This is a genomic window from Pseudoxanthomonas sp. LjRoot143, from assembly GCF_964252945.1.
In the GTDB taxonomy this organism is placed as follows: Bacteria; Pseudomonadota; Gammaproteobacteria; order Xanthomonadales; family Xanthomonadaceae; genus Pseudoxanthomonas_A.
In genome coordinates this window covers 2,472,878-2,493,152 of sequence record NZ_CAXUPM020000001.1, presented here as the reverse complement: position 1 = coordinate 2,493,152, position 20,275 = coordinate 2,472,878, and the positions used below count along the sequence as shown (strand labels likewise).

The following is a 20,275-nucleotide window of genomic DNA, read 5'->3' as shown; positions in this document are numbered from 1 at the left end:
TTCCTTCCGTCCTCGTGCCTGTCGTCCCTAAGGTTTCTGGAGAGTGCGCAGATGATCAGTAGCGTGTTCCTTGTTGCCCTGCTGCAGGCGAGTGCAAGCACGCCCGCGACGCCGGTCGCGTTCGCGCCGAACAGCGACGACTGGGGTGTCGGCGCCACCGCGGCCGGCACGCTGGCCGTGTCCGGGCGCGACATCACCATCGCGCTCGACGACGTCACCCTGACCGCCAACGCCGACTCGCCCGACGGGCGCAGGATCGTGGGCTACAGCGTGTGCCTGGCGTACCAGAAATCCGTGGAGGTCTGGAGCCTGGGGACGTGCTCGTCCACGATCGAATACAGGACCACGCTGAAGGCCGGCGAGTCCGTGTCCCTGGGGGCGTCGACCCCCAGGGTTCCCACGCAGGGGCCGGCGTCGCTGGGCGGGTACTGGCTGGTGCTGCGCGTGCATGCTGCGCAGAAGGGCGGCAGGGTCGTCTACGCATTCGCGGATAGCCAGAAGGGTCTTTTCGCGCCGCCGGTCCCGGCGCCGGACGCGCGTTGACATCATCGAACGACAAGGACGGCATCGTGAGCATCCGCTTCAGGGGTTTCCTGCAGTTCGCGGCATCGGGCACCGTGTTCGGCTTCATCATCGCGTGGTATTCGGCGCAGCGTGCCGCCAGCCCCGACTTTGCGTTGCCGGGCGGACCGTTCGGTCTGCTGGCGATGGTGGTGCCCGGCGGATTCGCGCTGGCGGGTCTGGTGCAATCGGTCACGGGCGTGCCGTTCGCCGACCTGTCCGATCGCTGGAATGCGCTGAAAGGCTGGCAACGCGGCGTGATCGGGACCGGTGTGTTCGCGCTGGGCCTGCTGCTCCTGTTCGGGGGGCTGGTGGCGTACGGACTGCTGACGGAGGCCCGCTGAGGGCAGCGTCGGAGCGCATCGACACGCGAATCGACGGTGCCGGCGTGTCGACCGCGGCATCGGGTTATCCATCGCGATCGTCATCGTCGTCGGCAGGCTGTGTTTCGCGAAGGATTAACCGCAGGTATGTGGCGCACGTGGTTTCACGGGTTGCCGACACGCGCGGACGATAAGCTGAACGCGTTGCAGGTGGGCAAGGACACGCGTGGACAATCCGTTGATGGCAGCCGGACCGGCGGCTCCGTTGGAGCAGCGGGCCCGGCTGTACGAAACCCTCCTGCAGGTCACGCCCGACCTGGTCTACATGTGGGACCTGCAGCACCGCTTTACCTACGCCAATGCCGCGCTGCTCGCCATGTGGGGCATGACCTGGGACGAAGCGATCGGCAAGAACTGCCTGGAGATCGGCTACGAGCCCTGGCATGCGGCGTTGCACGACCGCGAGATCGAGCAGGTCGTCGCCACCCGCCAGCCGGTGCGCGGCGACGTGCCGTTCAACGGCACCAACGGCCGCCGCATCTACGATTACCTGCTGATGCCGGTGATCGGACCGGATGGACAGGTCGAGGCGGTCGCCGGCACCACCCGCGACGTCACCGACCGCAAGCTGCACGAAGACGCGCGCCGTCGCAGCGAGGAACGGCTGGCGGCGATGGTCGACGCCACCACCGACCTGGTCTACCGCACCAACGCCGACTGGAGCGAAGTGGACATCGTCGGCGGCAGCCTGCTGCTGGGCCGGCACGGGTCGCTGACACCGGACTGGCTGGAGGTGCTGATCCACCCCGACGACCGCGACCGGGTCCGCGACGCCATCGCCCATGCGCGTGCCACCCAGACGCCCTACGAAGCCGAGCACCGCGTCCGCAACGACGATGGCGGCTGGTCGTGGGTGTCCTCGCGCGCGGTGCCGATCCGCCCGATCGGCGGCCAGATCACCGAATGGTTCGGCGCGGCCACCGACATCAGCGAGCGCAAGCGCCACGAGGAGCACCAGCGCCTGCTGCTCGCCGAACTCAACCACCGGGTCAAGAACACGCTGGCCATCGTGCAGTCCATCGCCCTGCAGACGCTGGGCACCAACGGCGATGCGTCGCCCGCCTACGACCGCTTCGAGGCGCGCCTGCACGCGTTGAGCCAGGCCCACGACATGCTGACCCTGAAGCAATGGGTGAACGCGCCGCTGGAGGCGATCGTGCGCACCGCGATCGCGCCGTGCACGCAGGGCGACAACCACCGCTTCACCCTGCAGGGCTTTCCCATCGAACTGGAACCGCAGCGCGCGCTGGCGCTGACCATGGCGCTGCACGAGCTGTGCACCAACGCGATGAAGTACGGCGCGCTGTCGGGCGAGCACGGCCATGTCGACATCCGCTGGACGCGCGAGACGCGCGATGGACGCGACTGCCTGGTGCTGCGCTGGGAAGAACGCGACGGGCCGCCGGTCGCGACGCCGGAGCGTCGCGGCTTCGGTTCGCGCATGATCGAACGCGGTCTGCGCCATGACCTGGGCGGCCACGTCTCGCTGGAATTCCTGCCCACCGGCGTGGTCTGCGAGATCACCGCCCCCCTCGCCAACACAGGAGCCGTCGCATGACCCCGGATGCCGCCAAGCGCGTTTTCATCGTCGAGGACGAATTCATGCTGGTCATGCTGATGGAAGAGCTGCTGCCGACGCTGGGCTACGAAGTGGCCGGCACCGCCGCATCGGTGGACCAGGCACTGGAGCAGCTGCAGGCGCTGCAGATCGACCTGGCGGTGGTGGATGTCAATCTCGCCGGCACGGAGTCCTTTCCGGTCGCCGATGCGCTGCGCGAGCGCGGCACCCCGTTCCTGTTCACCACCGGCTACGGGCAGCAGGGATTGCCGCCGCGCTTCGCCGACGCGCCGGTGCTGGCCAAGCCGTTCCGCCGCAACGACATCGAAGCGGCGCTGGCGCGGCTGCAGCCAACGCACTGACACCCTTCCGCCTCACGACGACGGCGCGGCATCCCCGCCGTGTACGTACGCCACGCCGAGATGGCGCGAGAGGGCGTGCAGGCGACGCAGCACGGCCGAGCGCAGGTGCATGGGCGCCTGGTCGTAGACCTGCGTCCACAGGTTGCGCAGGAACAGCTGCGGATCGCCGATGTCGGCATGCGCGCGGACCAGGCTTTCGGCGTCGGAGAGACGCGCATCGATGCGTTCTTGGCAGAGCATGACTGACATGCTGCTGACGCATTCGTAAAGACGCCGTGCGCAGACGATGCGCGGGTTCAGCGTCCAGTCGATCAGGACGCGTCGGGTGACTGCGGGCTGAAAACCTGCACGCGCTCATCACGCATCTTCAACGTTTTGCCGGCCACGCTGGCCGCTCGCAAGCGAGGACCCGCCATGGATCGCAAAACCCCTGATGCCACGCCCGTGGCCCCGAATGCATGGGAGCGGCAACGCCGTCCCGACGGCCCGATGACGCGCGGCGAATCGCCCGGAAAACGTACCAACGAGGAACGCAACGATCCGGCTGTGGAGCCCGGCGCTGCGGAAGGCCAGCTCCGCGACCATCCCGCACAGATATAGGACGCACCATGACCCCTCTCGACAAGGCGCTGCGGCGCGAACTCACCATCGGCGAACAGGCGTACACGCTGACCATCGATCCCAACGGCCTGAAGCTGGTCGAAAAGGGACGTCGCAACGGCGTGGAAGTGCGATGGGCCGATCTGGTCTCCGGCGATGCCGGTGTTGCCGCCGCGCTGCAGGCCTCCACCGCGAAGGACTGATCGCGCCACCGGCGCGCAGGAGATACGCATGCAGATCCCCGTTACTGCCCACGGCACGCCCAAACCCAGCGAGCCGGGCAAACCCACGCCGCCGGGCACGCCGACGCCGCCCGGTGAACCGACAGAGCCCGGCAAGCCGAGCGAGCCCGGCACGCCCAGCGATCCGTATCGCCCGGAAGATCCGCAGGCGCCGCCGATGCCACGCGATCCGTCGGATCCCGACGACGTACCCGGCGGGCCCGATCAGCCGCCGGACCCGCAACCCCATATCGACGATCCGCGCGATCCGCGCAGCATCGCCGACTGATCACCGCCCCTGTGACGCGACGGAAGGAACACGAATGACCGCAGACGTCACCCCACGACTGGAGCAGGAAGGAGTGCTCATGCGACTTGCCGACTTCATCCAGGCGAACACCGAGCGGATCCTCGATGACGCCGTGGAGTTTGCGACCACCCAAACGCCGGACGGCGTGACGTTCGACGTCAAGACCTTGCGCAACGACATTCCGCTGATCCTGCGCGCGATCGTACTGGACCTGCGCACCGCGCAGAGTCCCGCCCAGCAGCGCGCCAAGGCGGAGGGACGCGCGCCCGAACGCGCAGGCCCGGAATCGGCCGCTACCAGCCACGGCCGTAGCCGCGCGGACGACGGCTTCGGCGTCAACCAGATGATCGCCGAGTACCGTGCCCTGCGGGCCTCGGTGCTCCGGCTGTGGGCGGCCGATGAGGCGCTGGTCACCGCGTCGATCGAGGACATGATCCGTTTCAACGAAGCGATCGACCAGGCGGTCGCCGAATCGCTGGCCGAGTTCTCTCGCACGGAAGAATCCTGGCGCAACGTCTTCTTGGGCGCGCTTGGGCACGATCTGCGTGGCCCATTGCACGCCGTCATCGGCACGGCGGAACTGTTGGCGGACAGTACGCGGGATACACCCTATGCGCGTCAGGCCGAGCGCATCCTCAAGGGGGCCGTGCAACTGGGGCAGCTCGTGGACAGTCTGTTGGATTACTGCAGGAGCACGCTGGGCGCCGGCATGGGTTTAAAAAAATCGGTGTGCGATCTTGGCAAAGCGGTCGCCGAGGAGGTCGATCTGCTACGCGCTGCGTTGCCCGAAGCGCCGCTGACGCTTCAGGTGACGGGGACGGTGCATGGCGACTTCGACGAGGTGCGTATCCGCGAAGCGGTGCACAACCTGGTGACCAATGCGGCGAAGTACGGCGACGAACGTGGTGAGATCGACGTATCCGTCACGGGCGAGGACGGGCAGGTGCGCGTCTCGGTGAGCAATACCGGCGAGCCGCTCTCGAGCGATACGATCAACGCGCTGTTCGATCCCTTGCGGCGGGGATCCAGTAGCGCCCACAAGGGCGAACACGCGAGTTTGGGCCTGGGGCTGTTCATCGTGCGCGAGATCGCACGAGCCCATGGCGGCGAGGTGACGGCGCATTCCGGCGGCCGCATCACGACCTTCGCGATCGTGCTTCCGCGCCGCTCGGATGCAGCGGCCACGATGTTCGATGCACGGGACAGCGTCATCGTCGGCATCTAGCAAACGCTTGCCGCGCTGGGCGACAGCCATTCACGCCCGGTTGTCGGAAAACGCACCTTTCCGTCACGATGCACTCACCAACATGACGCGAGTGCACATCGCTGTCACCCCGGATGCGGAACATCGAATGCATTCCCTGCACTCGCCATGGCGGCGCGTGCGCAGAATGACGCGATGCATGTCGCATGGCGTCCGCATTCGGAGGACTTTCCAGATGACACGCGATACTTCACAACGCGATGCGAACCGCGATCCCATCAGTGGCGCACCGGGTTCGCACCCGGTCGGCATCGGCGTCGGTGGCGCCGCCGGTGGCCTGGCCGCCGGTGCCGTGGCCGGCACGGTGTTCGGTCCCATCGGCACACTGATCGGCGCCGCTGCCGGTACGGTGCTAGGCGCCGCGGCAGGCAAAGGCGTGGCCGAACGCATCGATCCGACGGGCGAGGTCGACTACTGGCGCGAAGCCGCACCCACGCGTCCGTACTATTCGGGCGAGCACGATTTCCAGCGCGACTACGCAGGCGTCTACCAAGCCGGCGCGGTGGCGCGCGGCGAGTATCCGGAACAGTCGTGGGACGAGACCGAGCGCCGCCTGCAGGCGGGCTGGGAAGCGCGCCGCGGTGAGTCGCGCCTGGACTGGGAGCGCGCGCGTCCGGCGCTGCAGGATGCGTGGGAGCGTGCCGACCGCACGTACGATGCGTACGCGCGCACCGACGACACGTTCGCCCAGCGCTTCCAGACGGCACCGTACCGGCAGGACGGCGACGAGTTCGACGACTACCGTTCTGCCTACCGCTACGGCACTTACGCGCGCAGCCAGTATGCCGAGCGCCCGTGGGACGACAGCCTGTCGAACGACCTGGAACGCGGCTGGGGCCGCTTCAAGGGCGGATCGCGGCTGACGTGGGATCGCGCCAAGCATGCGGTCGCCGACGCATTCACCCTGGACAGGCAGAAGCCGCACTGACGAACCGCGCGATGTGCTCCGTCGTGAACGGCGGGGCGCATCGCGCATGGGCTTACCTTCCGAGGAGATCGATATGAATGCTCTGCCCGTGGATGCGCTGGTGGTGGTCGCCGACGGCGAGGGTGCGCGGATCTTCCGCAACCGCGGCGAAGACGGCGCGGTGTCGTTGCACCAGTACGACCTGCTCGAACTGATGAACGCGAACGACGATGGACCCTCGGGCAGCGTGCCCGGCGAAGCCACCAGCCGTCAGATCGACGAAGCGACGTTCGCGAAACAATTGGCGCAAGGACTGAACGACAGCGCGCTGAAACAGCAGTACGAACACCTGGTGCTGGTCGCCGATCCTGCCACGCTGGGCCGCATGCGCCCGTTGCTGCATAAGGAAGCGGCGCAGCGGATCGTGGCGGAGATCGGCAAGGACCTGACCAACAGCCGGCTCGACGACATCGAGCGGCTGATCGCCAAGGCGTCGTGACGTACCGCGCCGATTACGCGGCCGTGGAGCCCGCGCGTACCGCCGTGGACGCCATGCAGGGCGCGGTGGTGATCGAGTTCGGCGCGCCGTGGTGCGGGCACTGCCGGCTCGCCCAGCCCCTGCTGCGCGACTGGCTGGCCGACGAGGCCGGTGCCACCCACATCAAGATCGAGGACGGCAAGGGGCGGCCGCTGGGACGCTCGTTCGGCGTGACGCTGTGGCCGACGGTGATCGTGCTGGAGGACGGTCGCGAGCGTGCCCGCCTGGTGCGCCCGACGCGGGCGTCTGACCTGGATGGACTGCGCGCGGCACTCGACGCCTAGGCGCACGGACGCGATGGGCACGCGTTGCGGATGCCGATGTCGGCGCCTGCCGGATGACCTGACAGCCTGTCAGCGGGCGTAACGTGCCGGCGGTTCCTGCACCTTGCCGGTCGCCGTCATCCCGATGCGAGGGCGAAGCCAGTCGGCGAACTCGGTTTCGCTGATGGAGCCTTCGGCAAGGCCCAGTGTCATCGCGTACTTCTCCTCATCACTGGCTGCGAGATCGCCACCGTTGAGCCGGAGGAAGACGCGATAGCAGACGTGGGCGGTACGCTTGTTGCCGTCGATGAAAGGATGGTTGCGCGCGAGACCGAACGCGAGGCTTGCTGCGAGATCGGCAAGATCCGGAGGCGGGTCGCCGTAGGCATGGCGTTGCTGCGGACGCGCCAGGGCCGCCTCGAATAATCCGTCGTCGCGCACGCCAGTGCCCCCACCATGCTCGGCGAGTTGGCGGTCGTGGATGGCCAAGGCCAGTGTCCTGCTGATCCAGATGATCATGGCGCGCTCTACTGCGCCAGCTTATGCAGGACCTGGCGATCCTCCCGCATCACCTGCTCGGCGATCTCCATCTGCTCGGCCAGCGTGGGGTCGTAGACGGTCAGGCGGATGCCGTCGGCGGTTTCCAGCGCGTGCAGTTCGTCGCCCTTCTCCAGGCGCAGGCGTGCCAGCAGCTCGCGGGGCAGGATGACGCCGGCGGAATTGCCGATGGCGGTGATCTTGAGCTTCACGGGGTGTCTCCAGACGTTATAACGGTCGTTATACGCGGGGGCGGGGGCGGGAGCAAGGACAGCGCCCACACGCCCGGCATCGGCGCCGTCGAGCCCTACGCGGCGGCTGTAATGTGACAGCATCCGCACAATCGATCACGCCGACGCCGGTGGTCGGCGCACGGCTTCATTCTTGAATGGCCACGCCGTTGTAGCTGTCAGAAGAGGAGTGCCAGGGACGTTCCATGGAAGCAGGGCTTGTTGCGACCTATGTGCCGGAACTGGTGGTCACGTCTGTCGTCGTGGCCGTCGTGGCCTCGTATGCCGCGCTGAAGACCACCGGACGCATCCGCGCCAGCGACCCGGTCGCCCGTCGCTGGTGGCTGGCCGGCGGCGCGCTGGCGATGGGCATCGGCGTGTGGTCGATGCACTTCATCGGCATGCTCGCGCTGCGCCTGCCCATCCGGCTGGGCTACGACATCGGCATCACCCTGTTGTCGCTGCTGCTGGCGGTGGCGGCCAGCGGCTATGCGTTGTGGCTGGTCACCCGCGACCACGTCACCCGGTTGCGCCTGGTGAGCGGCGCGGTGGTGATGGGGCTGGGCATCGCGGCCATGCATTACATCGGCATGGCAGCGATGCGGATGGACCCGGACATCATCTACAAGCCGCTCTGGTTCGCCGCCTCGTTGCTGATCGCCATCGTCGCCGCCGGCGCCGCGCTCGCCATCGCCTATCGCCTGCGTGACAACGCGCATCACGAATGCTTGCACCGCCTGCTCGCTGCGGGCGTGATGGGCGTGGCCATCGTCGGCATGCATTACACCGGCATGGCCGCGGCGCACTTCCCCGAAGGCTCGATCTGCAGTGCGGCGCTGCGCGACGGGCTGTCGCCCGATTCGCTGGCCTGGTTGGTGGTGGTGGTGAACACCGCGGTGCTGGGCACCGCGATAGGTGCGAGCGCGCTGGACCGGCTGCTGCACGAACGCACGGCGCGGCTGTCGGATTCGCTGCAGCTGGCCAACCGCCAGTTGACCCATCTGGCGATGCACGACGCGCTCACCGGCCTGCCCAACCGGATGATGCTGACCGACGAGTTGCAGGAGCGCATCCTGCGCGCGCAGTTGCAGGGCGAGCGGTTCGCGTTGCTGTTCATCGACCTGGATGGCTTCAAGGGCGTCAATGACGCTTTCGGCCACCACGTGGGCGACGCGCTGCTGGTCCGCGTGGCGGACACGTTGCGGCGCATGGCGGCCGCCGACGATACGGTGGCGCGGCTGGGCGGCGACGAGTTCGTCATGGTCACGCGCGTGACCGAGGTGGGCGAGGCCACGGCGCGCGGCGAGCGCCTGCTGGCGGCGCTGCTGGAATCGACCCGCTTGCAGGAGAACGACGACGTCACGGTGAGCGCGAGTATCGGCATCGCGCAGTATCCCGGTGACGGCGAGGATGCGCAGTCGATGATCGCGCACGCGGACGTGGCGATGTATTACATCAAGCAGGCCGGCCGCAACGGGCTTGCCCTCTACGCGCCGTCGATGGGCGACGAGGTGCAGGGGCAGCTGCAACTGACCTACGAACTGCGCAAGGCCCTGGAACGCGGACAGCTGGTGCTGCACTACCAGCCGCAGGTGCGTGCGCAGGACAACGGCATGGCCGGCATGGAGGCCCTGGTGCGCTGGCAGCATCCGCGCCTGGGCCTGGTGATGCCGGACCGCTTCATCGCCCTGGCCGAGCGCGTCGGCCTGATCGTGGAACTGGGCCAATGGGTGCTGGATGAAGCCTGCCGCCAGTGGGCGGTGTGGCGTCGCGCCGGCGCGCGCGTTCCCACGGTGTCGGTGAACCTGTCGCCGGTACAGGTGCGTGGCGACTATCTGGTGGCGCAGGTCGCCTCGGCCATGCGCCGGCACGGCCTGCCGCCGGGCGCGCTGACCCTGGAGATCACCGAATCGATGGCGATGCTGGAGCCCGAGCGCACGGTGGAGGTGCTCACGCAGCTGGAGGCGGTGGGCGCGCGCATTTCGCTGGACGACTTCGGTACGGGCTATTCCAGCCTGTCGTACCTGGCCTACCTGCCGGCGCACGAACTGAAGATCGACCGCCAGTTCGTGCGGCAGATGACCACCGGCTCGCGTCACGCCGCCATCGTGCAATCGGTGGTGATGCTGGGCCAGCAACTCGGCCTGGAAGTGGTGGCCGAAGGCGTGGAGACGCTCGAGCAGAAACAGATGCTGGCGGCCATGGGGTGCAGTCGGTTGCAGGGCTACTACATCGGCAAGCCGCGCGCGGTGGAAGACATGCCGGCGCTGGTGTCGCAGGAACCGCCCGTAGCCTGGCGTACGCACGGGTAGCGCGCGCCGAGGTTGATGCTGCGTGTAACCGCCGTTATGGTGCACGGAGCCGGGACGGGGGTGCCGGCGCAGACCGGGGGAATGCGTGGCGGAGCAGGCCACACCGCAGGGAAAGGACACGCCGCCTGGCGCGGACGCGCGCGGGGATGGGGTGGGGCTGTTTGCGTTCCTGGCCGGGCTGGGCAAGCTTCACCCCTGGCTCTCGCCACTGAAGAAGCTCAGCGGGCGCCCGACCAGTCTTGCAGGACGGTTACTCGACGCGAGCGCGCTGGTGTTCCTGTGCGTGTTCCTGCTGGGCCTGCTGATGAACTGGCTCGAGCCGTTCGGCCTGGACAACGCCAGCAAGGCGCAGTCGCAGCGCATCACCGCACGCGTGCTGGCACCGTTCTACGGCAGCGATGCGCAGGACCACGTGGCGGTGGTGATGATCGACGACCACACGCTGGCGGCACGTGGCGTGGGGTGGCCGCCGCAGTACACCTATTACGACGAACTGCTGCGCCGCATCCTGGCCCAGCGTCCGCGCGCGGTGTACCTGGACATCCTGATGCAGCAGCGCCGCGACTACGACGACAGCTACGAGGACGCACGCCTGGGCATCGGCGAGGAAATCGCGGCGGCGGGGATTCCGGTGTATTTCGGTGTGGCCGCGCCGGGCGGACGTTCGATCTTTTCCGGCGCGGGCGGCGCGCGCGACGTGGTGACCAGTTGGCAGGGGGCGGGCAGCGATTACCCGTTGAGCATCCGCGGCGACTACATCAATGCCCAGGGCGCGGCGATGCGCACGGACGCGGGCGGAACCGGAGGCGCCGACGCGTGCAGCGTTGCCCTGGCGCTGTACGACGCAGCGTGCGCCGAGCGCGGGACGGGATGCAGCGCGCCGGCCTCGGCACTGTCCGCGCAGGCGCGGGCGCAACCGATGGTGGTGCGCTGGGGCAGCACGCTGCCGCAGAGCAGCAGCGGCAACGGCGCTTGCACGCGCACCGGTGACGTGGCCCTCGGTACGCGGCTGGCCGCTTCGGCGCGGCTGCTGTGGGACAGCTTCAACAGCGGCCGCGACGAGCAGGTGGAGGACCGCCACCGCGCGCAGTGCGCGTATACGTTCACTGTGTTCGAAGAACAACTGGACGATGAGGCGATGCGCGATGCATTGACCGATCGCGTGGTCCTGGTCGGCACCCATCTGACCGGTCTCAACGACCGCGTGCTGTCGCCGGTGCACCAGCAGATTCCCGGCGTCTACCTGCATGCGATGGCGCTGGACAACCTGATGACCTGGGGCGAACGCCGCACGCACCGCACCGAGGGCGCGAACAATCGCCTGGCGTTGCTCAACGCGGTGCTGTTGTCGTTGGCGGCAGGCATCGTCCTGGTAACGGTGCGCGGCACGATCAAACGCCTGGTGTTGATGGCGGCGCTGTCGGTGCTGCTGGGGCTGGGTGTGGCGGTGTTCGCGCAGGTCGTGCTGCACCAGCCGCCGCAGGACTGGATCGGTCTGCTGGGACTTGCGCTGGCCGTGACGTGGTACGTGGCAAACCTCGGGCCGCAGGGCCCCGACAAGTGGGAGCAGGGCGATGGACAAGGCGAAAGCGAAGATGCGCCGGGCGTGGGCGCTGCTGGTGGTACTGGTGGCGGCGACAGCGACAGCGTGGGCGGGGAACGGCGGCACGCCGCTGAAGGCGAAGGTGATCCAGGCCACCAGTGAGCAGGTCGCCACGTTCGAGCAGGACGGCGAGCGCTTCAAGCGTACCGGCCAGAGCGTAGCGGGGGCGTCGCTGGCCAACGCGCCGGTGCTCGATGTGTCGCGCAAAGGCTATGTGCAGGTGCAGACCGCCGCAGGCCCGGTGTGGGTGGACAAGTTGAAGCTGCGCATCGAGGGCGACCTGAGCCTGGCGCCCGGCGTGCGTTGTGCCCCCGCGCGCACGGGCAGCGGCGTCACCGCCAGCCGCGACGCGGCTACCGCCGGCGTGCGCGGCGCGGGCGAGGGCTGTCCGTGAACGCGCGCCGCGGCGCCTGCGCGCTGCTGGTGTTCGCACTGGCCTGCGCGTCGTCGGCCGCGCAGGCGGGCAAGCCGCTGATCAGCGACAAGGACCTGGAGCGATTGAACCGCAACGCGCAGTTGCTGGGAGGCGTTCTGCAGTCGTTCCGCCAGAACCGCACGATGACGCCGGTGGAACGGCAACGGTGGGCTTATGGCGTGGTACAGCAGCCGCAGCTGGACGGCGCGCTGGACCGGGTATTGCAGGAGATCCGGCGTGCCGCAGGGCCCAGGGCGCCGGCGGCGCGCGTCTACGTGATTCCCGACCCCACCTTCCAGGCGTATGCGGCGGAGGACGGGTCCATCTTCGTTGCGGCCGGCATGCTGCAGAGCCTGGAGAGCCAGGACGAGATCGCCGCGCTGCTGGCGCACGAATACGTGCATGTGCTGCGCAAGCACCCGGGCAAGAGCGCGCTGGAAACCGCGAAGGGCGTGGGCGCCGGCCTGACCTCGATCTACCTGGACCGCGAGTACGCCGGCGTCAGCACCTCGCGCCCGAGCACCGACTACGTGCGCCACGCGCTGCTGCGCGAGACGGCGATGCAGTCGGTGCAGGCCGGCATCGTGCCCACGCGGGCACGCGCGCAGGAGGATGAAGCCGATCGGATGGGGACCGACCTGATGGTCGCTGCCGGTTACAACCCGATCGCCATGATGGACATGCTGGGCCGCATGGAACTGTGGGAGCAGCAACGCCGGCAGGCGGGTACGCCGTCCACCGCCATGCAGCAGGGTGTGGCGGCGACGCTGGGCCGTTACCTGCAGAACAGTGACCAGGCGCGCTCGGCCAAGCGTCGGCTCGACGACAACAAGGGCGTGGACAATCTGATCACCGCGCTGGTCGGCGCCACCCAGCAGCGTGTGCAGCAGGCCGGCGGCAATACGCACCGTGATTCGGCACAGCGCATCGAACGGGTGCGTGCGCACATCGAAACGAAACACGCCGACCTGGAACGGCCCGACATGCGCGCGCTGTCGTGGGCGGGGGACACGCAGGTGGATGCGATGTTCGCGTCCATGCAACTGGCGCACCAGGTCCTGGCTGCCGATGCCACACGCCTGACGCGTCCCCAGCAGGATGCGGTGCTGCAGGCGCTGGTGCGCAGCCCGGCCGCGGAAACGCCGCTGATCCGTTACACGGCGATGCGGTTGATGGAATCGCAGATGGATCGCGACAAGGCATTGCCGGTACTGCAGGGCGAGATCGGGCGCAACGACTCGCTGTTCGCGTTGCACCAGCTCACGCTGGACATGGCCAGCCGCAGCAGCAACCGCGAGCAGGCACTGCAGGTGCTGGAAACCAGCCGCAAGAGCCTGGGCGATCCGCCGGAGCTGCTGCCGTACGGCGTGCGCCTGAACCGTCGCGCAGGCAAGGCCGACGCGGCACGCCTCTATGCCGCCCGCTGCGCAGGCAGCGGCGACGACAGGCTGAAGCGGGCGTGCCAGGACGAACTGTGACGATGTACCGACGCGGCGGCGATGACCGCAGTCAGCGCGAGAAAAAAGCGCCTGCGGCCTCGTCACCGCAGGCGCCCGGTGCGCCTGTCCCGGGGGCAGGCGCACTTAGCGGTAGATGCGCTCGCAACGACGTTCGACGATGCGGTCGCCCTTGTTCTCCTGGCTGTTGCCCTGCACCTTGCGGCCGATCGCGCCGCCCGCGACGGCGCCGCCGACGGTAGCGACCTTCTTGCCGTTGCCGCTGCCGACCTGGTTGCCCAGCAGACCGCCGACGACCGCGCCGATGGCGGTGCCCGCAACGCGGTTGGGATCGCGGCTGTTCTTCTGCACTTCCACGTTGCGGCATTCGATCTTGCTGCCATCGCTGAAGCGGCGGCCCTCGTCTTCCGGACCATACGTCTGTGCGGCCGCCGCGGACATGAGCGACATCAGGCCCAGCGACAGCAGGAGTGGGGAGGTTTTCATGGCGGATCTCCTGATGGGAATCGCCGGGCCAGCGTGCGCGGAGGTTCGCGAACGCGCGGTGAAATCGACCGGTGTCGTTCATGTGCCGGTGCGTCGCCCGTGACGCCGGCGCGACAAAGATGACGCACGGCTGAAGAACGCGGCCGCGGTTGACGGCGCGGCGACGCCGGTCGGCCTAGCGTGCAGATATTCCAGACCAGGAGCACGCCATGCATACGCCCGAGGAACTCGAGAAGAAGCTGTGGAAGGCGATCAAGTCCGATCGCACGATGATGCTGGGCCTGGACGGCGCCGAGGACGGGCATACGCGGCCGATGACGGCATTGCTGGAACACGAGGGGCGCGGGCCGCTGTGGATCTTCACTGCCACCGACAACCTGCTGGCGCAGCGCACGTCGGCGCCGCAGCGCGCCATCGCCACGTTCGCGTCGATGGGACACGACATCTTCGCCAGCCTGCAGGGGTCGCTGGTGCGCGACGACGACCGCGCAGTGATCGAGCGGCTGTGGAACCCGTTCATCGCCGCGTGGTACGAAGGTGGCAAGGACGACCCCAAACTCGCGCTGCTGCGCTTCGATGCCGAACACGCGGAGATCTGGCTCAACGAGCAGAGCCTGCTGGCCGGCGTGAAGATGCTGCTGGGCGTGGATCCCAAGGAAGACTACGAAGACAAGGTCGCCGAAGTGAATCTGCGCGGGTAGGCCACAAGTCACGTTTTCCCTAACGGTGCATGACTCGCGCGGTGGCGGCCCTGGCCGCCGCCGCATCGCCTGCGCGTGATCAGGGGAAACCGCAGCCGGAACAGGGGCCAGGACGCGGTGATCACGCACCGGACGCTTGCCCCATGCTGTTGTACACACAGACCCATTTGCATTCCCTGCTGGAAAGACTGGAAACCAGCGACGCCCGCGCCACGGGGCAACTCGAAGCCCTGACCGTATGGGTCGCCGCACTGGTGCAGACCCATCCCGACGGCGAACGCCTGCGTGCCTCGGCCCAGGCGCTGTCGGCGCGCAACCCGTTCCGCGCGCTTTGCCAGTACCAGGAAGAGGTCGCCGCCTACGACGCCACCTTCTGCCAGATGCAGTCGCTGGCGTCGCCCGCCGACGTCACCCCGCGCGTGCGCGTGCCGCTGCCGCCGAGGAACGTATGAAGCGCTTTTCACCTGATGCTGGACGCCGGCGCGTGCTCCGGCGCGAAGCGATGACCTCCATGGACCTGGTGCCGCACTGCGCCACGGGGCTGCTCGCCGCGGCCACGCTGGCGGTGGCGACATTTACGGCACCCGGTTCGTTGTCCGGGTCGAACGCGTCCGTCGAGACGCGTTGCGATGTCCGCGCTTCCCACGAGCCACAGAAAGACGGAACGCGCGGCTGAGGCCACGCGTTCCGTCTTCCCTCTGCGATGAAGCAGGTACCGCGCCAGCGATCCTTCGGACGGGGACGCACTTGCAGCCAGGCTGGACGAAGCTAGGGCTTCGTACAACGGTACCGGTGTGGCCGCCGTGGCTGTTTCACCTGGATCCGGCACGCCGCGGTTGCGGCATCGACCACACGCGAAGTGTCGCGTGCGTTTCGCAAAGACCGCGTCAACGCATGGCGCGCCGACGGCAGGAACTGCGGGCCGGATCACACGCGGGCGTGAACACGCGCTGTCTTGTGCTCAACGTGCAGGGCGTTGCGCATGTGTGCCGGCGGTGTCGATGAACACCGGATTGGAATAGAACCACAGGTCCTGCCACGGATCCTCGCCGGGCACGTCGGCCAGCGGCGCCGCTTCCCCTGTGTTGCTGCCGCGTGCACGCACGAAGGCGCCGCGTGCCGGGACAGGCAGTTCCCACGTGGCGACGCGCCAGTCGCCGTCGCGACGCCACTGCTTCGCGGTCCAGCGTCGGGTCTGCATCACCGGCGCGCCGTCATCGCCGGGCGAGCCGACGATCACTTCCATCTGCGCCAGTACCGGATGGTCGCCGTGCGTGTTGGGTTGAGTGGGCTGGTGCACGCGCAGTTCGATGCGCACCGTGTCGCCGGCGTCCACGCCCAAGGTCTCGCCGAGCGTAGCGGCGCGCGGGTGCTTGCCGGTGGCGTGCACCTTCAGGTCGAGCCGATCGACCAGGTCGCCGGTCACCGCGAACATGCGTCCGTTCCGAAGACCGTCCAGGATGTCGTCGGCGTCGTGGCGCGCCCACACATAGGTCTTGCTGTACTCCCCCGGATCGTAATCACGACCGCCATCGCGCAGGTTGACGTGCGAGTCGGACGTGGCGGTGATCCAGAAGCGGCGTCCTTCGGCGAGCAGCGTGTCCCATACGCCGCCGACCTGTGCGGTCATCTGGTCGAAGCCGCCGAAGGTCGGTGCCGCGGCGTTGCGGTACAGGCCGCGCTCGCTGCGGATGGCCTGGTGGCCGGGTGCGCCTTCCATGCCGACCAGCACGCGCGGCGCGGTGTCGTGCCAGGCGCGCAGTTCGGCCGGCTCCACCTCGCCCCACTGGCCGACACCGGTGGCGGTGCGCGAGGGATGGTTGACGAACACCAGCGGCGGCGCCGGCAGGGCGCGCATGTGCGCCAGCGCATCGAGCATGGTCTGGCCATCGTCGCGCGGCACGCCGTCCACCGGCTCGCTGCGGCCGAAGCGGCGTTCGATCTCGACCAGCTCGTCGCGTTCGCGTGGCGTCGGCGCGATGATCAACGACGCGTGTTCGGCAGCGGGCACGTCGAACTCCGCACCGTTGAACTGGATCAGCGCGGGCACGTCGCGGCGCGCCTGTTCCAGCGCCGGCCAGGCGTGGTCGCGCGTCACCACCGAGTGGCCGGGGCCGCCGTGATCGGTGTGCACCATCCAGGTCAGACCGAACTTCGCTGCCTGGCGCGCATTGTCGCTGCGCGTATACGGTGAATCGCCGCCGCGGATCGGCGTCGGCGGCGAAGTGGTGCGGTCCCAGTCGACGCTCCATTCACTGTGTACGTGATGGTCGCCGGGCTGCCACGCGCGGCCGGTGTCGTCTTCGACGGCAAGAACGGAGGGAGGAGCCGCCAGCAAGGCCAGCAACAGGAAAGAGCGCATCACGAACCTCGCATGGCACGGCGATGCCGCCGCGTTCACGGCGGGATCGCAGGAAGAAGAAGCGCGCCGCGGTGGTAGCCGGCGACGCGCGTGGGATCAGAAGTCGGCGCGCAGCCCCAGGCTGACGCGGCGGCCCGACTTCTCGTACATGGTCGGGAACGATGGATCCATGGTGTAGCCGCTGGTTTCCTCGTCGGTCAGGTTGATGCCCTTCAGGCTCAGCTTCAGGTGGTCGCTGATCCGGTAGCCGATCGACACGTCGAGCTGGCCGTAGGCATCGCGCCAGATCGGGTACATGTTGTAGCCGATCGACTCGACGTACTCGTCCTTGTGGTTGTACGACACGCGGGCGTCGAAGCGCGCGTTCTCGTAGTACGCGGTCAGGTTCCAGGTCTTCTCGGCCAGGCCCGGCATCGGCGTGCGGATACCGAGATCGGATTCGCCGGCCAGCGAGCTGTCCAGCATCGTGTAGTTGGCGTTTATGCCGAAGCCTTCGAGCACCGGATGGAACGTGGCCAGCGGCAGGTTGGCGATCAGCTCGATGCCGTCGACATCGTAAGAACCCTTGGCGTTCACGGGCTGGTAGACGTCGAAGTCGTAGTAGCCGTTGAGCGTGCCGTTGGCGTTGTACACGGCCACGTCCTCGACCACACCGGTCAGCGCGCTGACCACCACGCCGTCGATCTTCTTGCGGAAGTACGACGCCGCCAGCAGGCCGCCGTTCTCCAGGTACTTCTCCAGGCCGACTTCCCACTGCTTGGCGTAGGTCGGCTTCAGGTCCGGGTTGCCGTCGGTGAAGCGGAACGAGCTCCAGCTGGCCGTGCGCTTGTAGGCCACGTCGCCCAGGGCCGGGCGGATCAACGTTTCCGAGCCCGCGGCGCGCAGCAGCAGGCCATCGGCCAGTTCTGCGGTCAGGTTGAAGCTGGGCAGCACGTCGGTGTAGCCGCCATCCTTCGACACCGGCGTGTCGGTGTAGCCGGTGCTGCCATCCGGGTTCTGCACCGGGTGGTAGCCGAACGAGGTCACCGATGTATCGACGTAGCGTGCGCCCGCGTTCACCGTCACCGGCACGCGGCCGAGGGTGAAGTCGAAGTTGGTCATCGCGTACAGCGCGGCGACTTCCTCGTCGACGCGGTAGTACTGGGCGTCGTCGAACGGCGTGGAGAAGCCGGGATAGCGGAAGTAGCCGCGGGCGAAGTCGTTGGAGACCTGTCGCCAGTCGAGATCCTTCACGCTGTAGTTGCCACCCGGCACGATGTCGCCGATCCACTGCAGCGGGCTGTCGGCCAGCGTGCGGACGTTCACCCACGAGGTGTCGCCGGCGGACGGGCCGGTGATCTTCAGCTCGCCGTACTGGCGTTCCTTGCTGCGGTCGGTGTAGCGGCCGCCGAACTGCACGCTGCGCAGCGCGGGGAGGAACGGCAGTTCCAGCCTGCGCGTCACGTCGACCTTGGCGGCGTACTTGTCGTCGTTGATCTTCTCCAGCGTGGTCTCGTAGGCCTCGAACAGGTAGCGCTCGGGCGAGCCGTACATGTCGAAGCCGCCGGAGGTGGCGCTGGGAAGGGTCTCGCCGCTGCGGCCGGTCCAGCGTGTGCGCGACGGTGCGTAGGCCACATGCTTGAGATTGGAGTAGTCCAGCGTCTTCTCGGCACCCGAGTAGCCGGCCATCGCCTCGACGTCCCACAGGTCGTTGTTCCAGTCCAGGGCCACGCTGTACTGGCCGTAGTCGGTCTTGTTGATGCGCTCCTTGCTCAGGAACTCGTGCTGGGTGGCGGTGTAGGACACATCGCGCAGCACCAGCATGCCGTAGTCGGATAGCGTGGTGTCGTCGTACTCGTGGATCGTCTCCAGCGTGCTGCGGCTGGACGCCGAATAGGCCGCGGCGTCGTACTCGTCCTCGATGGTGTCGTAGCCGCCGACCATCGCGTCGAAAGTCAGGCTGAAGGTGCGGCTGGGCCTGTACTGCAGCGAGGCGGTCGCGCCCCACTTGTCCTGGTCGTTGAGGTAGACGCGGTCGCCGACCTTGTCCTGGAACACGATCAGGTTGCTCTCGGCGGTGTTCGCCCGGTTGTCGATGACCCAGCCGGTATCGCGTTCGATCACGGCTTCGGCCTGCGATCCACGGGTGCCCGACGCACCGAGGAAGCGCGACATCGGACGGAAATTGATGCCGGACGTCGAGTCGGTGCGATTGGTGCGCTCGGCATGCGAGAACGACACCAGTGCGCCCCAGTCGCCCCAGGTGTCGTTGGCGAGGAAGGCGAACTTCGGGTCGGTCTCTTCGGAGATCGAGTTGTGTGCGCCCTCGGCCGAGAACACCAGCTTGCGGCCGCTGTAGTCGAACGGGCGCGCGGTGGAGATCTTCACCGAACCGGCGATGCCGCCTTCCTCGTCGGCCGCGGTGGGCGATTTCTGCACGGTGACCTGCTGGATGATCTCGGAGGCGAACAGGTCGAACTCGACGTCGCGGCCGCCACTGCCGGAGGCCGTCGCCAGGTCGTTGATCGACACATGGGTGTACTCGGACGGCAGGCCACGCACGTTGACCTTGCTGCCCATGCCCTTGTTGCGCTCGATGGTCACGCCGGGCATGCGCTGCAGCGCCTCGGCGAGGTTCTGTTCGGGGAAGTCGGCGACGTCGGTGGCCACGATGGAGTCCGAGAAGCCCACGGTGTAGCGCTTGATGTCGACTGCCTGCTCCAGGCTGCGGCTGTAGCTGCCGACCACTTCGATGCTTTCCAGCTCCTGCGTGTCCACCGCTTGTGCGGTGGGTGCTGTGGCGGCAGGCGCGCGGGCAGGTTCCGCAGCAGGCGCGGCGGGCGCAGCCGGTGCCGCGTCGGCTTCGATGGTGACGGTGCTGGCGTTGAGGTAGCGGTAGCGCAGTCCGGTGCCGTCGAGCAGTTGCGTCAGCGCCTGTTCGGACGACAGCCCGGCGGGCACGGCGCGCGTGCGCGGGTTGCCGGCCTGCGCGTTGTAGACGAACTGCAGGCCGGTCTGGCGCGACAGCGTGTTGAGCGCGGTATCGAGCGACTGCGGCGGGATGGCGTCGGTCGCGACGTTCGCCTGCTGGGCCGCGACATTGGCGGTCGCGGCCTGCAGCGCGAGGGCGATGGAAAGAGCGAGGAGTCGGCGCATCGGGGAGTCCAGTGGGGTGGGGTGGCGGCAGCGCGATCAACGCGTGCTCACCTCCCTACGATTCCCGACG

Annotated in this window: 24 protein-coding genes; 18 read left to right on the top strand and 6 right to left on the bottom strand. The window is 68.1% G+C overall.

Annotation, left to right across the window (positions count from 1 at the left end; genetic code table 11):
- The first annotated feature begins 51 nt into the window (after positions 1-51).
- From ACSQ1W_RS12075 to ACSQ1W_RS12060, 4 genes are all read left to right on the top strand, one after another.
- The gene (locus ACSQ1W_RS12075; RefSeq protein ID WP_436043772.1) at positions 52-543 is read left to right on the top strand and encodes a hypothetical protein; all 492 of its coding nucleotides are present in this window, start codon (positions 52-54) and stop codon (positions 541-543) included.
- Positions 544-569: 26 nt separating this feature from the next.
- Entirely contained in the window at positions 570-905 is a 336-nt protein-coding gene (locus ACSQ1W_RS12070) for a hypothetical protein (RefSeq protein WP_192271955.1), read from the top strand.
- 220 nt (positions 906-1,125) lie between these two features.
- Entirely contained in the window at positions 1,126-2,502 is a 1,377-nt protein-coding gene (locus ACSQ1W_RS12065; protein ID WP_436043770.1) for a sensor histidine kinase, read from the top strand.
- A complete protein-coding gene (locus ACSQ1W_RS12060; protein ID WP_436043768.1) occupies positions 2,499-2,864 on the top strand; it encodes a response regulator in 366 nt (121 codons plus the stop codon). The genes ACSQ1W_RS12065 and ACSQ1W_RS12060 overlap by 4 nt, the downstream gene beginning before the upstream one ends.
- 12 nt (positions 2,865-2,876) lie before the next feature.
- Here the strand turns inward: ACSQ1W_RS12060 and ACSQ1W_RS12055 are convergent, their stop codons facing one another.
- A complete protein-coding gene (locus tag ACSQ1W_RS12055) occupies positions 2,877-3,104 on the bottom strand; it encodes a hypothetical protein (RefSeq protein ID WP_436043767.1) in 228 nt (75 codons plus the stop codon).
- Positions 3,105-3,278: 174 nt separating this feature from the next.
- Between ACSQ1W_RS12055 and ACSQ1W_RS12050 the strand changes: the two genes are divergently transcribed.
- From ACSQ1W_RS12050 to ACSQ1W_RS12020, 7 genes are all read left to right on the top strand, one after another.
- On the top strand, positions 3,279-3,464 hold the full coding sequence (locus ACSQ1W_RS12050; RefSeq protein ID WP_192271947.1) for a hypothetical protein: 186 nt from the start codon (positions 3,279-3,281) through the stop codon (positions 3,462-3,464).
- 8 nt (positions 3,465-3,472) lie between these two features.
- Positions 3,473-3,667: a hypothetical protein gene (locus tag ACSQ1W_RS12045; protein WP_436043765.1), complete on the top strand. Its 195-nt coding sequence runs from the start codon at positions 3,473-3,475 to the stop codon at positions 3,665-3,667.
- A gap of 28 nt (positions 3,668-3,695) precedes the next feature.
- A complete protein-coding gene (locus ACSQ1W_RS12040) occupies positions 3,696-3,974 on the top strand; it encodes a hypothetical protein (protein ID WP_436043764.1) in 279 nt (92 codons plus the stop codon).
- A 34-nt stretch (positions 3,975-4,008) separates the two neighbouring features.
- Entirely contained in the window at positions 4,009-5,220 is a 1,212-nt protein-coding gene (locus tag ACSQ1W_RS12035; protein WP_436043762.1) for a sensor histidine kinase, read from the top strand.
- 214 nt (positions 5,221-5,434) lie between these two features.
- On the top strand, positions 5,435-6,187 hold the full coding sequence (locus tag ACSQ1W_RS12030; protein ID WP_436043760.1) for a hypothetical protein: 753 nt from the start codon (positions 5,435-5,437) through the stop codon (positions 6,185-6,187).
- A gap of 73 nt (positions 6,188-6,260) precedes the next feature.
- Positions 6,261-6,665, top strand: a complete 405-nt coding sequence (locus ACSQ1W_RS12025) for a host attachment family protein (RefSeq protein WP_436043758.1) — start codon at positions 6,261-6,263, stop codon at positions 6,663-6,665.
- Positions 6,666-6,718: 53 nt separating this feature from the next.
- The gene (locus ACSQ1W_RS12020) at positions 6,719-6,988 is read left to right on the top strand and encodes a thioredoxin family protein (protein ID WP_436046175.1); all 270 of its coding nucleotides are present in this window, start codon (positions 6,719-6,721) and stop codon (positions 6,986-6,988) included.
- Between the two features lie 69 nt (positions 6,989-7,057).
- Here ACSQ1W_RS12020 and ACSQ1W_RS12015 read toward each other — a convergent pair whose 3' ends face one another.
- Together ACSQ1W_RS12015 and ACSQ1W_RS12010 are read right to left on the bottom strand one after the other, a co-directional pair.
- Positions 7,058-7,486 (bottom strand): type II toxin-antitoxin system death-on-curing family toxin, encoded by a 429-nt coding sequence (locus ACSQ1W_RS12015; RefSeq protein ID WP_436043756.1) that lies wholly within the window; start codon positions 7,484-7,486, stop codon positions 7,058-7,060.
- An 8-nt stretch (positions 7,487-7,494) separates the two neighbouring features.
- Positions 7,495-7,716: an AbrB/MazE/SpoVT family DNA-binding domain-containing protein gene (locus tag ACSQ1W_RS12010; RefSeq protein ID WP_192271927.1), complete on the bottom strand. Its 222-nt coding sequence runs from the start codon at positions 7,714-7,716 to the stop codon at positions 7,495-7,497.
- A 224-nt stretch (positions 7,717-7,940) separates the two neighbouring features.
- Between ACSQ1W_RS12010 and ACSQ1W_RS12005 the strand changes: the two genes are divergently transcribed.
- The 4 genes from ACSQ1W_RS12005 (at position 7,941) to ACSQ1W_RS11990 (ending at position 13,542) form a co-directional block, all read left to right on the top strand.
- Positions 7,941-10,046 (top strand): putative bifunctional diguanylate cyclase/phosphodiesterase, encoded by a 2,106-nt coding sequence (locus ACSQ1W_RS12005; RefSeq protein ID WP_436043753.1) that lies wholly within the window; start codon positions 7,941-7,943, stop codon positions 10,044-10,046.
- A gap of 151 nt (positions 10,047-10,197) precedes the next feature.
- The gene (locus ACSQ1W_RS12000) at positions 10,198-11,751 is read left to right on the top strand and encodes a CHASE2 domain-containing protein (protein WP_436043751.1); all 1,554 of its coding nucleotides are present in this window, start codon (positions 10,198-10,200) and stop codon (positions 11,749-11,751) included.
- Positions 11,732-12,043, top strand: coding sequence for a hypothetical protein (locus tag ACSQ1W_RS11995; protein WP_192271921.1), 312 nt, complete (start codon positions 11,732-11,734; stop codon positions 12,041-12,043). The genes ACSQ1W_RS12000 and ACSQ1W_RS11995 overlap by 20 nt, the downstream gene beginning before the upstream one ends.
- A complete protein-coding gene (locus ACSQ1W_RS11990; RefSeq protein ID WP_436043749.1) occupies positions 12,040-13,542 on the top strand; it encodes a M48 family metallopeptidase in 1,503 nt (500 codons plus the stop codon). Before ACSQ1W_RS11995 ends, ACSQ1W_RS11990 begins: the two co-directional genes overlap by 4 nt.
- Before the next feature lie 105 nt (positions 13,543-13,647).
- Here ACSQ1W_RS11990 and ACSQ1W_RS11985 read toward each other — a convergent pair whose 3' ends face one another.
- Positions 13,648-14,007, bottom strand: coding sequence for a glycine zipper 2TM domain-containing protein (locus tag ACSQ1W_RS11985; protein WP_436043747.1), 360 nt, complete (start codon positions 14,005-14,007; stop codon positions 13,648-13,650).
- Between the two features lie 209 nt (positions 14,008-14,216).
- On the opposite strand from ACSQ1W_RS11985, the gene ACSQ1W_RS11980 reads away from it, so the two are divergent.
- The 3 genes from ACSQ1W_RS11980 to ACSQ1W_RS11970 all read left to right on the top strand — a co-directional run bounded on the left by ACSQ1W_RS11980 (position 14,217) and on the right by ACSQ1W_RS11970 (position 15,384).
- Positions 14,217-14,708: a pyridoxamine 5'-phosphate oxidase family protein gene (locus tag ACSQ1W_RS11980; RefSeq protein ID WP_192271915.1), complete on the top strand. Its 492-nt coding sequence runs from the start codon at positions 14,217-14,219 to the stop codon at positions 14,706-14,708.
- Between the two features lie 143 nt (positions 14,709-14,851).
- Positions 14,852-15,160 carry a hypothetical protein gene (locus ACSQ1W_RS11975; protein WP_192271913.1) on the top strand — a complete coding sequence of 103 codons (309 nt, stop codon included), beginning with the start codon at positions 14,852-14,854 and terminating at the stop codon, positions 15,158-15,160.
- On the top strand, positions 15,157-15,384 hold the full coding sequence (locus tag ACSQ1W_RS11970) for a hypothetical protein (RefSeq protein WP_436043745.1): 228 nt from the start codon (positions 15,157-15,159) through the stop codon (positions 15,382-15,384). Before ACSQ1W_RS11975 ends, ACSQ1W_RS11970 begins: the two co-directional genes overlap by 4 nt.
- A gap of 285 nt (positions 15,385-15,669) precedes the next feature.
- On the opposite strand, the gene ACSQ1W_RS11965 is transcribed toward ACSQ1W_RS11970, so the two are convergent.
- Both ACSQ1W_RS11965 and ACSQ1W_RS11960 read right to left on the bottom strand, forming a co-directional pair.
- Positions 15,670-17,070 (bottom strand): hypothetical protein, encoded by a 1,401-nt coding sequence (locus ACSQ1W_RS11965; RefSeq protein ID WP_436043743.1) that lies wholly within the window; start codon positions 17,068-17,070, stop codon positions 15,670-15,672.
- A 96-nt stretch (positions 17,071-17,166) separates the two neighbouring features.
- Positions 17,167-20,205, bottom strand: coding sequence for a TonB-dependent receptor (locus ACSQ1W_RS11960; protein WP_436043741.1), 3,039 nt, complete (start codon positions 20,203-20,205; stop codon positions 17,167-17,169).
- Positions 20,206-20,275 lie beyond the last annotated feature (70 nt).

Coding starts and splice junctions, on each gene's coding strand:
- ACSQ1W_RS11970 (WP_436043745.1), top strand. CDS start 15,157: ATGAAGCGCTTTTCACCTGATGCTGGACGCCGGCGCGTGCTCCGGCGC.
- ACSQ1W_RS12030 (WP_436043760.1), top strand. CDS start 5,435: ATGACACGCGATACTTCACAACGCGATGCGAACCGCGATCCCATCAGT.
- ACSQ1W_RS12020 (WP_436046175.1), top strand. CDS start 6,719: ATGCAGGGCGCGGTGGTGATCGAGTTCGGCGCGCCGTGGTGCGGGCAC.
- ACSQ1W_RS12060 (WP_436043768.1), top strand. CDS start 2,499: ATGACCCCGGATGCCGCCAAGCGCGTTTTCATCGTCGAGGACGAATTC.
- ACSQ1W_RS12045 (WP_436043765.1), top strand. CDS start 3,473: ATGACCCCTCTCGACAAGGCGCTGCGGCGCGAACTCACCATCGGCGAA.
- ACSQ1W_RS12005 (WP_436043753.1), top strand. CDS start 7,941: ATGGAAGCAGGGCTTGTTGCGACCTATGTGCCGGAACTGGTGGTCACG.
- ACSQ1W_RS12035 (WP_436043762.1), top strand. CDS start 4,009: ATGACCGCAGACGTCACCCCACGACTGGAGCAGGAAGGAGTGCTCATG.
- ACSQ1W_RS12065 (WP_436043770.1), top strand. CDS start 1,126: ATGGCAGCCGGACCGGCGGCTCCGTTGGAGCAGCGGGCCCGGCTGTAC.
- ACSQ1W_RS12055 (WP_436043767.1), bottom strand. CDS start 3,104: ATGCTCTGCCAAGAACGCATCGATGCGCGTCTCTCCGACGCCGAAAGC.
- ACSQ1W_RS12040 (WP_436043764.1), top strand. CDS start 3,696: ATGCAGATCCCCGTTACTGCCCACGGCACGCCCAAACCCAGCGAGCCG.
- ACSQ1W_RS12025 (WP_436043758.1), top strand. CDS start 6,261: ATGAATGCTCTGCCCGTGGATGCGCTGGTGGTGGTCGCCGACGGCGAG.
- ACSQ1W_RS12050 (WP_192271947.1), top strand. CDS start 3,279: ATGGATCGCAAAACCCCTGATGCCACGCCCGTGGCCCCGAATGCATGG.
- ACSQ1W_RS11960 (WP_436043741.1), bottom strand. CDS start 20,205: ATGCGCCGACTCCTCGCTCTTTCCATCGCCCTCGCGCTGCAGGCCGCG.
- ACSQ1W_RS12075 (WP_436043772.1), top strand. CDS start 52: ATGATCAGTAGCGTGTTCCTTGTTGCCCTGCTGCAGGCGAGTGCAAGC.
- ACSQ1W_RS11975 (WP_192271913.1), top strand. CDS start 14,852: ATGCTGTTGTACACACAGACCCATTTGCATTCCCTGCTGGAAAGACTG.
- ACSQ1W_RS12015 (WP_436043756.1), bottom strand. CDS start 7,486: ATGATCATCTGGATCAGCAGGACACTGGCCTTGGCCATCCACGACCGC.
- ACSQ1W_RS11985 (WP_436043747.1), bottom strand. CDS start 14,007: ATGAAAACCTCCCCACTCCTGCTGTCGCTGGGCCTGATGTCGCTCATG.
- ACSQ1W_RS11980 (WP_192271915.1), top strand. CDS start 14,217: ATGCATACGCCCGAGGAACTCGAGAAGAAGCTGTGGAAGGCGATCAAG.
- ACSQ1W_RS11965 (WP_436043743.1), bottom strand. CDS start 17,070: ATGCGCTCTTTCCTGTTGCTGGCCTTGCTGGCGGCTCCTCCCTCCGTT.